Consider the following 15,452-nt stretch of genomic DNA (forward strand, 5'->3'; position numbering starts at 1 on the left):
AAAAGTCCCTTGCCTACGGAGGCCTTTTAGGTGATTTATTTGGGCAGGAACGGTTATCTTAAGGGAAGAATGAAACATAGAGGTGATTGGATGACGAGAGATCAGAATGGAGTAAAGTTTGACTTGCATACTCATCATGAACGCTGCGGTCATGCGCGGGGAAAAATTCGTGATTATATTGAGGCTGCCATTGAAAACGGATTGAGTGTGATTGGAATCGCGGACCACTCCCCGTATTTTTCCTATGAAGAAGATCAGGCCTTCCCCAAAATAGCTATGGCGAAAAGCGAGTTTCCTTTATATGTAAAGGAAGTTCTGGAGCTCAAGCAGGCTTACAGCGGGAAAATTGAAGTCCTGCTTGGAATCGAGTCCGATTTTTTCCCTGAGCACGTTGATAAGTATCGAACCTGTTTTGAACGTTACCCGTTTGACTATATTATCGGTTCTGTCCATCAGGTGGATGGTGTCAGCATTTTTAACAAAAGGCGCTGGAAAGGAATGACAGAAGAGCAAAAGGTGAAAACCAAGGAAACCTATTATCAACTGATTGAGGAATCAGCAAGGAGCGGCATGTTTCAGATCCTGGGCCATATAGACGCGATGAAAGGCTTCTATCCGTCCTTCTCCAGCATTCAGACAAAAGCGGTCGAGCAAACGTTGAAGATCATTGGGGAAAATGAGCTGGCCATTGAGATTAATACTTCCGGGAAGACGAAGGATGTAGGGGGTTGGTACCCTTCAGATGATATCCTGGAATTGGCGAAACATTACGGAGTCAAGCTTACATTCGGTTCGGACGCACATGACCCATACCGGGTGGGGGACGAATTCAATCTCGTTAAAAAACGTTTGAAGGAAATTGGCTTCAAAGAGTGGTGCTACTTCAGGAACAAAGAACGAGTGATTGTGCCTCTTTAAAGGTGGAGAATCAGGAGCTGCCAGAATTTAATAATTGACATTTCTGTCTTTAAAGATTATTCTAAAAATATAAATTTTTTAAAAAGCGTTTGATGGTTGTAGGAGAGAGCACAGTAGCAGGCCACCGATGGAGCACATTTCAAAAAAACCCTTGGAATCAATCTTTCAGGTAAACAGACTACAGCCGGACGCATCTCTGGAAAGAGCGTATGGAAATACGACACCAACGGGAAATCTCTAACAATTCTTAGAGTAAAAACTCACAGGTAAAGGACAGGGACGGGTAGCCATGCAAGCTGCCGTTGCCTGTCCTTTTTATTGATAACTCAGGTGCAGTCCAGCAATCGCAGACTTGTAAAAATACAACTGGGAGAAGGATGAAATAGCCATGAAGAAGAAAGTATCATTTGCAGACTTAATTAGAAAGAATAAAGAAGAGCTTCTTAGAGACAAAGATCAGCTGGATAAAATTGAAAGGCGTCTGGAAGCAAAATACGAAAAGGCGAAATAAACGTGTAAAAGGAGCTAATCATATTAGCTTCTTTTTTTTGTGGACTTCAACTGCAGCCTGCTTCTTGACAGAAGGGTTTTATCAAACGCTCATCGAATTCAATAATAACTAGGCAAGTGATGTGCATGGATTTGAATGAGTATTCATTCATCAATTTTTAGGGTCGATTTGGAACGGAGTGGAAAATAGATGGACTTTCATAAAAAAATAAAGAGAATTGAACTGCCCACCGATTGGCCTGTGGGCCCCGTAAATGTCTATCTCATTTTTGGAGATAAGCTCACCTTGATTGATGCTGGCAGGAAATTAGAAAAATCCTGGACTGAGTTTAGGGAGACTTTAAGAAAAGAAGGGTTATCCATCCGGGATATCGAACAAATCATCCTGACCCATCACCATGGAGATCATATCGGTTTGCTGGACTATATTCTTGATAACCATCCTGTCCCCGTCTACGCTCATGGGAATTGCAGGGCATTTTTGTCACAGGATCAAACATTTTTTAAAAACAGCAGGAAGTTCTTTGAACATTTTTATAAAGAGTTCGGCCTGCCTGAAGAGGAAGCTTGCAGGCTGGCTGCAATGAAAGACTATGATAAGTCGCGCCTGCGAAGAATCAATATCGAAAAAGAATTGAAAGATGGGGATATGGTTGAAGGATTAAAAGGGTGGCAGGCTGTCGAGACGAAAGGCCATGCACAAAGCCATATCTCCCTTTATCATAGTGAGGAAAGGGTTTTGATTTGCGGCGATCATCTGATCGGTCATTCACCGGCAGGAGTTTTTCTGGAAGCTCCTCAGCATTCCGGGGAGGAACGGTCAAAACCCTTGATTCAGTATATAGAAAGCCTCAAAAAACTGCTCAAGCTTCCTGTTGATGTCACCCTTTCAGGCCATGGTGAGCCAATTCTGCAATTACCCCTGAAGATTCACGAGACATTGAATAAAATAAATAAGCGGGCAGCCAGAGTAAAAGGGAAGCTCCAAAGGAATAAAAAAACCGGGTATGAACTGATAAATGAATTATATGGGAAGAAAGCGGAGACAGCGATGGGGGTGTTTATCTCTGATGCCATCGGGCTGCTGGATCTGCTCCTGGACAGGAATGAAATTACTGCAGAAAACCACGACGGAATCCTATATTACCGAGCAAATTAACCGATAAATGGAGCGGGTCCGCCCCATTTATTTTTTTATGAACTGATTTCAATCCTGCATTGCAGCTCAATGTCTACATTTCCTTTTACAGCGCGGCTGATCATGCAGGATGCTTCAGCTTTTTCCGCCAGTCTTTTTGCAAGGTTCTTGTCGCGTTCTGTTGCGTTTGATTTAAGAAGGATGTGGGGGCTATGGATAATCCTTTTATAGGTAATCACGCCATTTGTTACATCGACAATGCCAACAGATTCCATGGTCAGAGCGTCCTTCTCCAAACCGCTTCGTTCCATCATGGCCGCCAATGTAATAATATAGCAGGTTGCGGCCGCTCCAAGGAGCATCTCGTCAGGATTGGTTCCAATCCCTGGCCCATCCATTTCCGGCGGTATCGAGATTTTCGTTTTTAAATTGCCGGCTGAAATCTCGCCCACGTCATTTCGAAGACCGGGCCAGTTTGCTTTAAGGTGAAAATGATGTTCTGCCAAATTAGCTCCTCCTTTTTTATTGTCCACTCCAGTTTAATGGATTTTAGACAGAGTTCAAATGAACAGCTCTTCTACAACGTTGATAGCAGAAACTGTCTTTGGTACAAGATGACCGGGATGGACGTGGTGCTAGAGAACTATTGTCTTGTCAAAGGCGTGCCTGGCAGCTATGACGCAAGGGATATGTACTTTAACTTTAGCACCTAGATTGAAGACACTCGAAAGGAGTAGAAGCAGAAGTTCGAAACGTTACTTCTTACATACATTATTTAGTTCTGAGGGTACAAACCTCACAACAGTCTGGAGAGGAGATGGTGGGAAGTCATTCCCTTTTACATGCCGAATACGGAAGTTAAGCTTCTCAGTGCCCAAGATAATAGGGATTTCCGCGTGTAAGACAGCACTGCCGGACACATAAAAATCAGCTGGCAAAGCTGGTCTTTCAATGTGTTGGCTTTTGTCATAACAAATGTTCCCAACAGAGAAGACTTTTATCAGACAGAGACAGCCGCCTCTTTTAGTACCTTCAACTGCTATTTCCCTTGCATCCCTACTAAAGTATTTAATATTTGTCAGCTTTTATTTAAGACATTAAATAATTACATTGCTAAATTTAAGTATTAAGCCGAGGGTTGAGTTTGGGAATTATAACCTAATGCTAACCTGCAAACTTTTATTAACTAAGGTTATAAAATATTTACCTAATATAAATTAGTATCTTAGTTAATAAAATAAATTTTATTAACTAAAATTGGGTAATTAGACTGATATTTTCCAGGTTGATTGTCTATATAATAAAAATATAGCAAAATGTAAGCGTTTTTAAATATTTATATTCATTAATGAGGTGATGAAAAGTTATATTATTTTTATTTAACGATTAAGTATATATTTTGATCATTTCATGAGGAGGAACCTATGAAGAAAAATCGTATTCTATTACATTCTATTATGGCTTCAACTCTAGTCTTGCCTTTACTCCCTGTGATACCTGCACAGGCGGCACCTTCGGAAAATGCAAAGTCTAATGGCTCTAGTCATGTTAATAAAACTAAGCCAGTTGCTAAAGGACAAGCTAAAAAACGTCTGGAAAACTTTGTTGATGCTAAGGCGACTAAAAACACAAAATCACTATTTGCGTATCTCCAGGACATTCGCGGAAAACATGTTTTGTTTGGCCATCAGCACGCGACGGATGAAGGGCTGACGCTTACCGGTTCCGGAGCATTTGAGTCAGAAGTGAAAAACTCCGTTGGGGACTATCCAGCTGTGTTTGGCTGGGATACCTTAAGCCTGGAAGGGAAGGAAAAGCCTGGCGTTGCCAATGACCCGGTTCAAAGCAGTGCCAATCTCGCAAAGTCGATGAAAGAGGCACATGAACATGGCGGTATAATAGCCCTCAGCACTCATTTTCCAAACTTCGTAACAGGCGGCAGCTTTAATGATACTGGTGGATCTGTTGTTGAGAATATCCTGCCAGGCGGGTCTAAACATGCTGAGTTCAATGCGTTCCTCGATCATATCGCTAACTTTGCGAACGGTTTAAAAGACGATGATGGAGAGTTGATCCCGGTTCTTTTTAGGCCATTCCATGAACAAAATGGAGGCTGGTTCTGGTGGGGCGCCAAAACAACCACTACGAGCCAGTATGTTGAACTTTACCGCTACACTGTAGAGTATTTAAGAGACAAAAAGAATGTCCATAACTTCCTGTATGTGTATTCACCAAATGGAACCTTTGGAGGAAATGAAGATAGCTATCTAACTACTTACCCTGGCGATGATTATGTGGATATTCTCGGAATGGACCAATATGATAACCAAGCCAATCCAGGCACAGAATCATTCCTGAAAAACTTAGTTAATGATTTAGGCATGATTTCACGTCTGGCAGACAGCAAAGGGAAGATCGCCACTTTTTCTGAGTTTGGCTATAGTCCGCAGGGGATGAAGACAACGGGCAACGGAGATCTTAAATGGTTTACAAGATTAATAGATGCAATCAAAGCAGACCCAGACGCCAAGCGAATTTCTTATATGCAGACTTGGGCTAACTTTGCATTAAACGGAAACCTATTTGTTCCTTATAATGATGCGCCAAATGGATTAGGTGACCATGAACTATTGCCGGATTTCGCAGATTTTTACAATGATCCGTATACGTCTTTCTTAAATGAAGTAGAAGGAGTATACAACTATAAGGTTAAAGCAGATAAAGAATCTCCTTTCATGCATGTGGTTTCTCCAACAGCAAGCTCAACTGTGACGGCTGCTGAAACAACCATCAGGGCAAGGGTGCTGAACCAGAAGACTGACAAGGTAGTATATATTGACCCTGTTTCTCAAAAAGAAGTACCAATGTCCCTGGATTCGGATGGTTATTACTCTGCTCAATGGTTTCCGGCAGCTGAGTTCAACGGGAAATCAGCAGATATAACGGTAAAATCATACAGTGCTGATGGAGCTGTACAAGAGCAGTCAGTAAAAATCTTTGTTAAGGTTCCGGAAATATCTATTAAAAAACTGACCTTTGACCGTGATATGGAAGGCGCAAAAAATAATGGAACGTATCCGGAATCCATAACATCAACTCTTAGCCACACAGTATTAGGAGAAGATGGAAAACTTAAGATTAATGTACAGGGATTAAACCACGAAGATACTTGGCAAGAATTAAAATTGGAGTTGCCGGCGATTTCCGAAGCGGTTAATCTTTCAGATGTAAAACGAGTAAAATTTGATATCCTTCTGCCAGCGTCAGCTGCCGGTCAAAATACTGACGCCTCCATTCGCGGGCTTGTGATGCTTCCTCCAGACTGGGATACAAAGTATGGTTTGGCAGCTACTGAAGAAAAATTATCTGATCTTGAAAGTGTTACTTTAGAAGGGGCTGAATTTGTAAAATACCCTGTAACAATTGATTTGAATGACCCGGCTAAATCATCGTCAGCAACCAGTTTTGCCCTTTCGTTAGTTGGAAATGGTTTAGGTTTTGATGGGGCAGTTTATGTAGACAATATTGAATTCCTTAGTACTTATGCTGAAGCGTCCCAGGATCCTTCACTGGTCGATGATTTTGAAGCTTATCAAGGCGACAATGCAGCATTGGGCACGAAATGGGTACATGCGGGCGGCGATGCAACCGCTGTTTCATTGAACGGATCAAATGAGAGCGGCGGCATGTATGGACTGAAGTTTGACTATACCCTCGGCGGATCAGGATACGCCGGGATTACAAAATCACTTGGCGGTGTAGACTGGTCTGGAGCGAACAAGCTGAAGTTCTGGCTCGTACCAGACGGGAAAAAGCAAAAAATGGTTGTGCAGCTGCGTGTAGACGGCATTTCCTATGAAGCGTATCCATCTTTGGAGGGAACAACACCTCATTGGGAAGAAATCCATTTCAGCGAATTCAAGGTTGCACCTTGGGATACTGCGAATATAGGCAAAACACTGAACAAAATTTCTTTGAAAAACGTGCAGGATTTCGCTATTTATGTGAACTCCGTGGACGGAGCAACATTGAGCAGCAGCCTTTACCTCGATGACATTAAAGCCATAAATGATGGGACAGGAGGCGTACCAAACGGAGGGACAGGATCAGGAAGCACCCCGGAACACCCTGGAATTCTATATGATTTCGAAAGTGATGTTCAAGGATGGGGAGTTGAACAGAATCAGGCAAATGCAGCTATTCCATCTGTTACAAGCTCTGCAGCAACGAGCGGTTCGAAGTCGCTTGCATCCAGTTTTGATTTAACAAAGGCTGGCGGCTTCGAACTCACAAAAGTACAGGATGCTGATTTTTCAGCAGTAGACAGGATTAGTGCAAAGGTAAAGTTATCTTCAGGTACTGCAAATGTGCGCCTTTACATTAAAACAGGGTCGAATTGGGAATGGCATGATAGTGGCGTGGTAGCTGTCGACTCTTCAGAATTCAAAACACTCATGATTACCCTAGATCCTGCCTGGAGTTTAGGATCCGTAAATTCGGTTGGAATAAAAGTAGAACCAACGAGCGGAAACGGAACTGCGGAGGTATATGTAGATGAGGTAACATTGACCGATAACTAATAATCCCACAAAAGGAATCCCGTAATCTACTTTCTTTTGGGATTCCTTTTGTTATATATAGTTTTTGTTTAATGCAAATAAAAAAACACCGACACTTCCTGCGAATGAAACTTCATTCATCTTTACTTTTTATTTATATAATTATTATATTCTTGTCTTAATTCATGAAATGTTAACTCATATAACTGACGATCATCAGATGATTTATAAAATTCCAGGTTTAGTAGCTGCTGAATGATTAGCTGTTTTTTGTTACCTGTCACTCTGTCTGAAATATTCTTCATTTATTTCTCTCCTACAATTATGTGATGTTGGGCACCTGAGGATGGTTTAAACATGATTTATGTCTGCGATCATTAAATAGTCCTCTAATTTCTTCTTAAGTTCACTAGATTCTTTTAATTGGCTTGTAGTATTAAAAAATAACTCTTCATCATTTATTTCTAGAGCTTGATCGATTTGAAATCGCAAATAGTTTAATCTCAATTCTAAGTCAAAGCCAGTTACAAGCCTTCCTATGGCAAAATATCGTTCCAAATCTTCAAGAGCTATATAGAAATGTCCCTGGTTATTGATTATAGCTTGAACATACCACCCATTATAAAAAGTGAAGCTTTGTTCATTAGTGACTTCAATTATATCCATTTTGTTAATCGTTAAGGCAGTTGTATGGATATTGCCTGGACAAAAACAGTCAATTTGATGTGTAAAAGTTTCTTTTGCGATGAAATACTGAATCACGCTTTTACCTCCTCATAAAAAAGAGTAATGCAATGTTTTTGAGTTTGTATTTAATTACTTTTAGCTCCCCAACGTCTTATCCTTTTTTCTCAAACGCTAATTCTCATGTATTTCTACAACGTCCAAATTACAGCAAGGGCAGGCGGAATGATAATTTTCATCATCATTCTCTACCTTTTTTTCGTTGATATACCCACACCAGTCACATATCACGAGTATCGTCATCTCAAGTATCGCTCCATATTTTTGTCTTCTTTATGTAAATGAAGTTCAGTTGACGATCAACAATTAATAATGAGAATCATTATCAATAATCTGATTGTAATTGAAAATGTTTATCACGGTCAAGTCTAATTGAAAAAGATTATCAATTGAAGTTGTATAGATGAAAGGATATATAAGAATGCTAGAACACAGAAGGTATGGCAAAGGGCAGGGAGAGTGAGAGCATACGATAGGGGAGATAAATTTGGGAGAATGGAATCCAACCTTATGGGGCAAAGGTTTTTTTACTGAATTACATCGTTTAGATTTAATTGGGTGACAGGTGGCATCCACGAAGCTAGCAATGGTTCTGGCACCATTTTTATAACTTCAAAATGAGCAGTTAAATATACACTCTCAACTTCCTTTGCTGCATCACATTAATTATTTTATTGACAGCGCGGTATATGAGAATGTAAATTAATGATATTGATAATCATTATCAGTAAATACATATTAAGGAAGGTCATACAAATGCTTGTAAAACAAAAATTTTCACTATTAGCAATTTTTATTTTGGCAGTGCTTATGATTTCACTAGTTGGTTGTTCTGGCCAGCAGTCAAATTCAACAACTGCCTCAACTTCGAAAGAACCTTCTAAAACGGAAAGTGGTGATTCCAAAGAGGGAGCATCTGAGTTTCCAATTACAATTAATCACGCTTTTGGCGAAACGGTAATTGAAAGCAAGCCTGAACGGGTGGCCACCATTCAATGGGCGAATCACGATGTTGCTCTTGCTCTTGGAGTTGTACCTGTTGGCTTCTCGGCCGCTAATTACGGCGTTCAGGATGACAGCGGACTTTTGCCTTGGACAGCAGAAAAGCTTAAGGAGCTTGGCGCAGATAAACCGAATGTATTCCAGGATACGGATGGACTTGATTTTGAGGCCATTTCCGATGCAAACCCAGATGTTATTCTTGCAGCATACTCCGGTATAACTCAGGAAGATTACGATGTCCTTAGTCAAATTGCTCCGGTTGTGCCCTATCAGACTAGTCCTTGGTTAACCACATGGCGTGAGCAAGTCCTTTATAATGCAACAGGTATGGGCATGAAAGCGGAGGGAGAACAGCTCATTAAGGACACGGAAAAACTAATTCAGGATAAAGCTAGTAAATATCCAGAAATAAAAGGTAAAAAAGTAGCCTGGGTCAACTTTTCAGCTAAAGATATGTCTAAATTTAATATTTATACACCTGCAGACCCTCGCGGTGAATTTTTGACCGAGCTGGGAATGATTTATCCAGACAGTATTAAAAATCAGATTACCGATCCAAATAGCTATTCAATGGAATTAAGTGCTGAGAATGCGGACAGCCTTTATGATGCGGATATCATTATTGGCTACGGGGATGACAGCTTGTACCAGGCCGTAAAAGCTGATCCTTTGCTTGGTAAAATTCCTGCAATCGAGAGAGGGTCTGTTGTGTTTATCGGTAACGGTACACCATTGGCCGCTTCTGGAAATCCAAATCCACTTTCAATCGCTTATACCATTGATGAATACCTAGAATTAATAGGAGGAGCTATTGACAAGTTAAATGAATAGTTCATCGGTCACTAAAAACAGTCAGCAGAGCCTGCATATTCCAAAAAATTTCAGGATGATACTAGTCATATGTTTTGCCTTTCTCGGCATATGTGTGATTGCATCTCTGGCCTTGGGTTCCCGTGTGGTGGGGTTTAATGGATTGATAGACGGTTTATTTCATAGAAACATAGACTCCTATGAGGTAAATGTGGTGCGCAACCGGATTCCACGCACCGTTTTCAGTTTATTTTGCGGAGCGGCACTCGGAGTATCCGGAGCACTTATGCAAGCGGTCACGCGCAATCCTATTGCCGATCCGAGTATCCTGGGCGTTAACACCGGGGCTTCATTGTTTGTTGTTTGCGGAATTGCGTTTTTCAATATAAGTACTGGCAATGAGTATATATGGCTAGCTTTAGTCGGGGCTGCAGTTACGGCAGTGTTCGTTTTTGGAATCGGCTCAATGGGGCGTGGTGGTGCCACCCCCATTAAGCTTGTTTTAGCGGGTGCGGCCACAAGTGCAGCCCTGGCTTCTCTGGTGACTGCCATCATGATTCCCCGCTCTTATGTCATGGATCAATTCCGGTTTTGGCAGGTGGGAAGCGTCGGTTCGGGAACCTGGAGTGCAATTGCGACGTTCATTCCGTTTCTGATCATCGGAATCCTGATCGCGGTGATTACAGCCCCAGCGCTAAATGCACTGGCATTGGGAGACGATGTTGCGACCGGACTGGGCGTTCGGACAGGAATCTTAAGGCTTCTTGCGGCGCTTGGGGCTGTGGTTTTATGTGGTGCAACTACTGCTTTGGCAGGGCCAATTGGTTTTGTTGGGCTTTTGGCAACGCATGTAATACGCCTTATTCTTGGTCCCGACTTGCGTTTTGTGATTCCGATGTCAGCTATTTCAGGAGCCATGATATTAACTGTATCTGATGTATGCGGCAGGCTCATCGGAAGCCCAGGAGAGCTTGAAGTCGGCGTAGTGACCGCGTTCATTGGGGCTCCAATCCTCATAATCTTAGCGATGAGATCGAAAGTAGGTTCATTATGATAAATGAATCTCTTGAATTTATTATGGCAGGAAGACGTCAAAGGCAGCGCCGATGGGTCCTGGTCACCGGCTTTCTTGCGGTCCTTTCATTTATTCTTTGCGGTGCCATGCTGTTACTGGGGAGCACCATCTATCCAGTTAAAGATGTCTTCCGTGCACTCACCGGAGAACAGCTTCAAGGAGTATCTTTTGCCGTGAATACGATACGTTTACCCAGAATGCTGGCAGGTCTTTTTGCCGGTTTTGCATTTGGTCTTGCCGGCAACACCTTCCAGACGATGCTGCGTAACCCGCTTGCGAATCCGAATGTGATCGGTATTACCTCCGGTTCAAGCGCAGCCGCTGTTTTTTGCATCATCATCCTCCATACAAGCGGAGGAGTTGTTTCCATTGCTTCTGTGATTGCTGGTCTTGCTACAGTACTATTCATATATTTATTATCCAGGGGAAAGGCATTCTCGGTCGGGCGATTAATCCTCATTGGAATCGGCTTACAGGCGATGCTTGATGCCATGATATCCTATCTTCTTCTGGTTGGCGCACAACAAGATATTCCAGAAGCGCTCAGATGGCTGACCGGCAGCCTAAATGGCGCCCAAATGCATGAGCTGCCACCTCTTGTGGCAACGTTTTTTATTTTTGCACCCATTGTGATCTTACTTGGAAAACATCTAAGTATATTAGAACTTGGAGAACAATCAGCCGCTTCTCTCGGCATAGATACGGACAAGACAAGGATTTTGCTTATTGTGAGTTCCGTCATCATGATTGCGGTCGCCACCGCTACAACGGGTCCAATCGCCTTTGTAGCTTTCCTATCGGGTCCAATTGCGAAAAGACTTGTTGGAGTAGGGTTCTCAAATGTAATTCCTGCGGGTCTTGTTGGAGTTAATTTGGTTTTGGGGGGAGATCTGATCGGACAATTTGCTTTTGCTTACAGATACCCCGTAGGCATAATAACCGGAATACTGGGAGCTCCGTATCTAATCCTCTTGCTCATCCGAATGAATCGAAAGGGAGAGTTATAATGAAACCGAATCATATTTTTCAAGCCGAAGAAACCGTAGCAGGCTACGATGGTAAAACGGTTGTCCAAGGAGTAGACCTTGTGATCCCCAGTAATAAAATAAGCGTTATTATTGGGGCGAACGCTTGCGGAAAGTCGACGCTGCTTAAAACACTGGCAAGGCTTATCAAGCCCACATCCGGCCAGATCACTCTTGATGGAAAGCCGATTGGAAAAATACCTCCAAAACAATTGGCTCGAGTACTAGGACTGCTGCCGCAATCCCCCATTGTTCCAGAAGGAATTTCTGTTGCGGATTTAGTCGGAAGAGGAAGGTTCCCGCACCAATCATTGCTAGGTGGATGGACAAAAAAGGACTATGAGGCAGTTGCCGAAGCAATGAGAATTATGAATGTAACGGAGCTTGCAAATCATAATATCGACGAACTTTCAGGCGGCCAAAGACAGCGTGTCTGGATTGCAATGGCTCTTGCGCAGCAAACCGACATTTTATTTCTCGATGAACCAACAACCTTTTTAGATATAACCTATCAAGTCGAAATTCTTGACCTGCTCACAGACCTAAATCGAAAACACGGAACGACAATTGTTATGGTTCTTCACGATATCAACTTGTCCGCGCGATACGCAGACCATATCTTTTCCCTTCATCAAGGAAAGCTTGTGGCTGAGGGTGAACCATCAAAGGTTATCACAAGCACATTAATTAAAGACATTTTCGGGCTCGACTGTACTGTGATAAAAGACCCCATTTCGGGCTCTCCTTTGGTCATCCCAAAAGGACGATATCATATTAAGACTTAACCCGTGCAGGATTCCGGCGGCTTGTACTTGGTAGTGTCCTTATCTTTGATTTAACTAACAAGTAAGGAATTATATATTTTTTTGATGTCATTAAGAATGTGAATTGTTTAATTCATAAAAGAAAAAAAGGATGTATAATGGATAAGTTTTAGAGGTAATCAGCCACATAATTTTGTTTGGGCCTTTTGATATTAATTCGCAGGACATTTAAAAACTTTGCCGAATATTGCATTTGTAAATATTTGGTGAGAGGTGAAGGCTTTGATTAATACAGTGAAGGAATACAAACTTCAAAACGGTGAAAAACTTGGCAATTATTTAGAAAATGAATATGCTAGTTTTAAAACTGAATGGTCACAAATTGGCAATGTCGTTACGTTTTTAGTTTATGTGCCAGGGTTAAGAAGTCCTAACATCTTTAAATGGGAAGTTAAAGGGGATTCAATTTATTCAACAAATGAATCAGCTATAACAGTGACACCAGAATTGAACAAAACAAATCTAGAAATCGCTGAGAATCGGAACTTTATTCGTGGAGAAGATTTAATGATCCATAACTATGTAAAAGAGAATTATCGTGAAAATAGTCAACCTATCGAGGTTGTATTTGACGAAGCAAGTAAGGAATTTGGTCTGCCACAAGAGGATATTGAAGCTATTTATTTAAAAGTGGAGAATACCTCATATAAAAAAGGTTAATATGAAATAAGTATAATAGTAAAACTGAACATAGTTTTTATTATGTTGTTGCCTGAAGAGGATTTGGATAAGCCTGTTTCCTAGCAACGGATTATATCTTTATTTTTCTTGGAGTTACTTCCTCAATGGAAGGAATCCAGGCGGAATGCGATCAATAAATAAACAAATTTAATTAATTATTTAATCTCATAATATATAAGACACTCTTTTGGGGAGTGTCTTAATTTTTGTTTTTTAGTCACTTTATTTATTAAATCATTAATGTAACGATAAAAAATGTACGGGACTTCGAGTTTAATATATGTTTTCAAAAGGCCTCGCGGTATTGCTTTGTTCGTGAGTGCCAGCCATGGTTTCAATACGAAGATAATATTAAAGTAAAAAAATTTATTAAGCGAGTGACAATTAATAAAAGGTAAAAGCACCACAAAATTAATTAATTTTAGCTATTAATGGAAAGTTTAATATTTTATTAATATCAACAAAAAATAATATATAAGCCAGTTGTCGACAAACTGAGCACTTTCATTATGAATGTGGCAATTTCTATTTTAGGGCAGAGGTTAAAAAAAATCATGAAATAATTTTCCTTTTTTCCAAGGCTGAAATCCTAAGCAGGTACCCCCAGGAGCAGGCCATTCCTTCAAGGCCCAGCTTAATCATGTCAGGGCTGGTCAGGCGTTGGCCCTTTTCTTAATGGTAATTTAATTGTTTACCAACAGGCAAGTTTCCAGGTATAATGAAGGATGTTGAATTTCGGATATCGAAACATTTGTACTTTCGTAGAGAATGTAAAAAATTAAATAAAGAAAGGCGAGAGCAACTTGGATAAATCTAGTGCAAAGAAACGACTGCAGCTTGCTGTACTTCTAGGATCACTTGGAATTTTGGGTCCTTTTACAATCGATACGTATTTGCCGTCCTTTCCTACCATTGTAAAAGATTATAATACGACCGCTTCACTCGTTCAGATTAGTCTGACATCCTGCTTATTGGGTCTTGGTCTAGGGCAATTAGTCATTGGTCCATTAAGTGATGTGAAGGGACGCCGAAAACCTTTGTTGTTTTTCCTTGGATTGTACATCCTGGCTTCCCTGGCATGCTCATTTTCACCGAATATCTATTTCCTGATTGCGTGCCGGTTTGTGCAAGGGTTCGCCGCGTCAGGTGGAATTGTCCTATCAAGGGCAATCGTAAGGGACCTTTACAGCGGAAAGGAATTGACAAAGTTTTTTACTTTAATGGTGTTAGTAGGGAACCTCGGACCAATCATTGCCCCGATTGCCGGAGGAGCGATCCTTGCTTTTAACGATTGGAATTGGGTTTTTATTGCACTGGCATGTATTGGAATGATCTTACTCTTTACCGTATCATTTAAGTTAAAAGAGACGCTGCCAACTGAAAAGCGTGTCCCGAGTAATTTGCCTTATGTAATGAGCAATTTCGGTACATTATTTAAAAATAAAGAGTTCATGGGCTATGCATTAACTCAGGGGTTTATCACTGCCGGTATATTTGCCTATGTTTCTGGTATTCCGTTTGTCTATCAGAATGTTTACGGAGTGAGCCCCCAAGAATTTAGTCTTTTGTTTGGGGTCAATGGATTGGCTTTAATCATTGGGAGTCAGTTAGTGGGTCGCTTAACTGACACCATTTCGGAAGGGACTTTCCTGAAAATAGGCCTGGTCATTGCGAATGTATCGGGTTTATGGTTATTGATTGCACTCTCACTAAAAGCCCCGCTTATCGGAGTCGCTATCCCGGTTTTCTTTTTCTTATCATCCATTAGTATGATCGGAACGACTTCTTTTACCTTGGCCATTCAGTCACAAGGACATATGGCGGGCAGCGCTTCTGCCTTATTGGGTGTATTGCCTTTTGTCATGGGCTCTCTATCTGCTCCGCTTGTAGGGATTGGCGGAGCCAACACAGGAGTTCCGATGGCCGCCGTCATTTTTGGCGCCAGCATTTTGGCTTTCCTTTGTTATTTCATCATGGTAAGTAAAACCAAAGCCCAGGAGACGCTTCAGATGGTTAACCGCAAAGCCTGAGATGGAGTTTTTCTTTTAGAAGGTAATATTAAAAAACAAATATTGAAATCTATAAAAATTTTAACCAATTTGAAATGGCTGTCTATGGAGATGGCCATTCTTTTTTGATTGTACTAACATGACGTAACACTGACAA

13 protein-coding genes and 1 riboswitch are annotated in these 15,452 nt (G+C 41.3%); of the genes, 10 read left to right on the forward strand and 3 right to left on the reverse strand.

Going from position 1 to position 15,452, the window contains the following annotated elements:
* Positions 1–69 precede the first annotated feature (69 nt).
* The 3 genes from EV146_RS19330 to EV146_RS19340 all read left to right on the forward strand — a co-directional run bounded on the left by EV146_RS19330 (position 70) and on the right by EV146_RS19340 (position 2,587).
* The gene (locus EV146_RS19330) at positions 70–918 is read left to right on the forward strand and encodes a histidinol-phosphatase (protein ID WP_241993970.1); all 849 of its coding nucleotides are present in this window, start codon (positions 70–72) and stop codon (positions 916–918) included.
* Between the two features lie 89 nt (positions 919–1,007).
* A riboswitch (glycine riboswitch) is annotated at positions 1,008–1,109 on the forward strand.
* A 197-nt stretch (positions 1,110–1,306) separates the two neighbouring features.
* Positions 1,307–1,429 carry an FbpB family small basic protein gene (locus EV146_RS19335; RefSeq protein ID WP_121613469.1) on the forward strand — a complete coding sequence of 41 codons (123 nt, stop codon included), beginning with the start codon at positions 1,307–1,309 and terminating at the stop codon, positions 1,427–1,429.
* A gap of 189 nt (positions 1,430–1,618) precedes the next feature.
* Positions 1,619–2,587: an MBL fold metallo-hydrolase gene (locus EV146_RS19340; protein ID WP_132009682.1), complete on the forward strand. Its 969-nt coding sequence runs from the start codon at positions 1,619–1,621 to the stop codon at positions 2,585–2,587.
* A gap of 35 nt (positions 2,588–2,622) precedes the next feature.
* On the opposite strand, the gene EV146_RS19345 is transcribed toward EV146_RS19340, so the two are convergent.
* On the reverse strand, positions 2,623–3,072 hold the full coding sequence (locus tag EV146_RS19345) for an OsmC family protein (RefSeq protein ID WP_132009683.1): 450 nt from the start codon (positions 3,070–3,072) through the stop codon (positions 2,623–2,625).
* Positions 3,073–3,990: 918 nt separating this feature from the next.
* On the opposite strand from EV146_RS19345, the gene EV146_RS19350 reads away from it, so the two are divergent.
* Entirely contained in the window at positions 3,991–7,146 is a 3,156-nt protein-coding gene (locus EV146_RS19350) for a glycosyl hydrolase (protein ID WP_132009684.1), read from the forward strand.
* A gap of 122 nt (positions 7,147–7,268) precedes the next feature.
* On the opposite strand, the gene EV146_RS19355 is transcribed toward EV146_RS19350, so the two are convergent.
* Together EV146_RS19355 and EV146_RS19360 are read right to left on the reverse strand one after the other, a co-directional pair.
* On the reverse strand, positions 7,269–7,430 hold the full coding sequence (locus EV146_RS19355) for a Fur-regulated basic protein FbpA (RefSeq protein WP_132009685.1): 162 nt from the start codon (positions 7,428–7,430) through the stop codon (positions 7,269–7,271).
* Between the two features lie 46 nt (positions 7,431–7,476).
* The gene (locus EV146_RS19360; protein ID WP_132009687.1) at positions 7,477–7,887 is read right to left on the reverse strand and encodes an IDEAL domain-containing protein; all 411 of its coding nucleotides are present in this window, start codon (positions 7,885–7,887) and stop codon (positions 7,477–7,479) included.
* Between the two features lie 738 nt (positions 7,888–8,625).
* Here EV146_RS19360 and EV146_RS19365 point away from each other — a divergent pair.
* The 6 genes from EV146_RS19365 to EV146_RS19390 all read left to right on the forward strand — a co-directional run bounded on the left by EV146_RS19365 (position 8,626) and on the right by EV146_RS19390 (position 15,316).
* Positions 8,626–9,702, forward strand: a complete 1,077-nt coding sequence (locus EV146_RS19365; protein ID WP_132009689.1) for an iron-siderophore ABC transporter substrate-binding protein — start codon at positions 8,626–8,628, stop codon at positions 9,700–9,702.
* A complete protein-coding gene (locus EV146_RS19370) occupies positions 9,695–10,735 on the forward strand; it encodes a FecCD family ABC transporter permease (RefSeq protein ID WP_132009691.1) in 1,041 nt (346 codons plus the stop codon). The genes EV146_RS19365 and EV146_RS19370 overlap by 8 nt, the downstream gene beginning before the upstream one ends.
* Positions 10,732–11,763 carry a FecCD family ABC transporter permease gene (locus tag EV146_RS19375; protein ID WP_132009693.1) on the forward strand — a complete coding sequence of 344 codons (1,032 nt, stop codon included), beginning with the start codon at positions 10,732–10,734 and terminating at the stop codon, positions 11,761–11,763. Before EV146_RS19370 ends, EV146_RS19375 begins: the two co-directional genes overlap by 4 nt.
* The gene (locus tag EV146_RS19380; RefSeq protein WP_132009695.1) at positions 11,763–12,566 is read left to right on the forward strand and encodes an ABC transporter ATP-binding protein; all 804 of its coding nucleotides are present in this window, start codon (positions 11,763–11,765) and stop codon (positions 12,564–12,566) included. The genes EV146_RS19375 and EV146_RS19380 overlap by 1 nt, the downstream gene beginning before the upstream one ends.
* Before the next feature lie 261 nt (positions 12,567–12,827).
* Positions 12,828–13,265 carry a hypothetical protein gene (locus EV146_RS19385; RefSeq protein WP_132009697.1) on the forward strand — a complete coding sequence of 146 codons (438 nt, stop codon included), beginning with the start codon at positions 12,828–12,830 and terminating at the stop codon, positions 13,263–13,265.
* An 824-nt stretch (positions 13,266–14,089) separates the two neighbouring features.
* Positions 14,090–15,316: a Bcr/CflA family multidrug efflux MFS transporter gene (locus EV146_RS19390; protein ID WP_132009699.1), complete on the forward strand. Its 1,227-nt coding sequence runs from the start codon at positions 14,090–14,092 to the stop codon at positions 15,314–15,316.
* Positions 15,317–15,452 lie beyond the last annotated feature (136 nt).

It is taken from the genome of Mesobacillus foraminis, from assembly GCF_004340465.1.
Lineage (GTDB): Bacteria > Bacillota > Bacilli > Bacillales > Cytobacillaceae > Mesobacillus_B > Mesobacillus_B foraminis.

Coding starts and splice junctions, on each gene's coding strand:
- EV146_RS19330 (WP_241993970.1), top strand. CDS start 70: ATGAAACATAGAGGTGATTGGATGACGAGAGATCAGAATGGAGTAAAG.
- EV146_RS19335 (WP_121613469.1), top strand. CDS start 1,307: ATGAAGAAGAAAGTATCATTTGCAGACTTAATTAGAAAGAATAAAGAA.
- EV146_RS19340 (WP_132009682.1), top strand. CDS start 1,619: ATGGACTTTCATAAAAAAATAAAGAGAATTGAACTGCCCACCGATTGG.
- EV146_RS19350 (WP_132009684.1), top strand. CDS start 3,991: ATGAAGAAAAATCGTATTCTATTACATTCTATTATGGCTTCAACTCTA.
- EV146_RS19355 (WP_132009685.1), bottom strand. CDS start 7,430: ATGAAGAATATTTCAGACAGAGTGACAGGTAACAAAAAACAGCTAATC.
- EV146_RS19365 (WP_132009689.1), top strand. CDS start 8,626: ATGCTTGTAAAACAAAAATTTTCACTATTAGCAATTTTTATTTTGGCA.
- EV146_RS19370 (WP_132009691.1), top strand. CDS start 9,695: ATGAATAGTTCATCGGTCACTAAAAACAGTCAGCAGAGCCTGCATATT.
- EV146_RS19375 (WP_132009693.1), top strand. CDS start 10,732: ATGATAAATGAATCTCTTGAATTTATTATGGCAGGAAGACGTCAAAGG.
- EV146_RS19380 (WP_132009695.1), top strand. CDS start 11,763: ATGAAACCGAATCATATTTTTCAAGCCGAAGAAACCGTAGCAGGCTAC.